The organism is Marilutibacter aestuarii, assembly GCF_006546775.1.
Classification (GTDB): domain Bacteria; phylum Pseudomonadota; class Gammaproteobacteria; order Xanthomonadales; family Xanthomonadaceae; genus Marilutibacter; species Marilutibacter aestuarii.
On record NZ_VICE01000097.1, the window covers coordinates 1 to 1,532 of the forward strand.

At 70.3% G+C, this 1,532-nt stretch carries 2 protein-coding genes; both read right to left on the reverse strand.

Annotated features, from left to right (window positions below; genetic code table 11):
* The coding region (locus FKV25_RS10600; RefSeq protein WP_141518778.1) for a hypothetical protein at positions 1–727 on the reverse strand (727 nt) is incomplete at its 3' end.
* A 182-nt stretch (positions 728–909) separates the two neighbouring features.
* Positions 910–1,532 (reverse strand): S8 family peptidase (locus FKV25_RS10605; protein ID WP_141518779.1); only part of this gene is annotated, 623 nt, incomplete at its 5' end.

Below are 1,532 nucleotides of genomic sequence, written 5' to 3' on the forward strand. Positions count from 1 at the left end.
CGCCTTGCCGCTCCTTGCGGGTCCGTTCGAGCGACCGCGCCGATTCCGCGGCGGCCTGCGCCGCGCGCTCGGCCTCGCCGGCGCGCGCCACGGCGCCCTGGGCGGCGTTGATCGCCGCACGCTTGGCCATCGCATGGTCGAGCACTTCGTTGCGGCTTTGGGGATCGCCGCCGGGTTCGACGCAGCCGACGATACCGGGATCGACCAGGCCGGCGTCGATCTGCGACTTCAGGCTCACCTCGTAGCGCTGGCCCAGATGCGCAAACACGGCATCGAACAGGGCACGGTGGCGACGGTACTCGCCCTGCGCCCGGCTGATCCGCTCGACGAAGTCGGGCCGCTCCGAGTCGGTGTAGCCCTCGACCTGCAGCAGGCCGCATATGGATGCGATCTCGCGTTCGTTCGCCTCAAGCGGATCGAGCAGGTTGCCCAGCATGCGCTGGCTCCCCATCAGGCCGTACTCGTGGACGAAGGCGTTCTGGCGGCGGAGCTCGCTCCAGTCCTTCTGCTGGTGGGTGGCGGCCACCAGCCGGTAGAACGGATCGATCACGGTGTCGCTGGCGAGCTGGCGGCGAATGCGCGCCAGTTCGTCCAGCTGCTTGCTGTTGAGGCCGCCGCTGGTGTCGGCGGTCTTCTCGAGGGTCTCGAGGAATTGCTGGCGGGCACGCAGCTCCTGGCGCTTCTTCAGCTCGCGCTCGCCCAGGTCGACCAGCAGGATACGTTTCATGACTGTTCTCTCTCATCGGGAACGGAGTGGTGGAAGCCGGCATGCCGCTCGGCGCCGGTGACGGGTGCCGGGGGGCCCACTGGCTTGCGGGACTGGCTGGAACTTCGATGGGTCGCCATGGGGTTCTCCTCGGCAGCATTGCGATGACACGGTCGCGACCCGGGGTCGCGTGGGGGCGGTCCTCAGGCTGGTAGGGCCGGGGAGCCGCGCGGGGATGGGGACACGGACGTCTCGTGCAGGTCGGGCTCGCTTCCGGTTTCCAGCGCGATGTCGCGGTCGATCCGCCGGTCGAGCAGGCGCAACGCCGCGAGCGCGTCGATTACGCCGTTCCCGCAGCCGCCCACGCCGGCGCGGCCGAACGGTCGCGCACTGCTCGCCAGCAGGTCGCGGGCTTCATGGCTGTCCAGCGGCCAGGCGCGTCGCTGTGCCCGCGACGCCAGCAGCGCGCAGGCGGCAGCGACGAAAGGCGCGGCGAAACTGGTGCCGGTGGCGCTCTGGTAGCCCTGCAGGCCGCATGTCGGGATGCCGCGGCCGGGTGCGCAGACCGCGACGTGGTCGCCGCGCGTGCTGAACGCGGCCGGCTCCAGCCCCCGGTCGATGGCGCCCACGGCGATCACGCCGTCGTGGGCCGCCGGATAGAAGCGTTCCGCCAGGCCCGAATTGCCGCTGGCGGCCACCAGGATCACGCCGCGTGCCAGGGCATACCGGATGACCTCCTCGTGCGGCAGCGGTGCGTCGGCCGACAACGCCGATTCGGGCGTGCCGAAACTCATGTTGATGACCTTAACGTTGAGATCGATCAGGC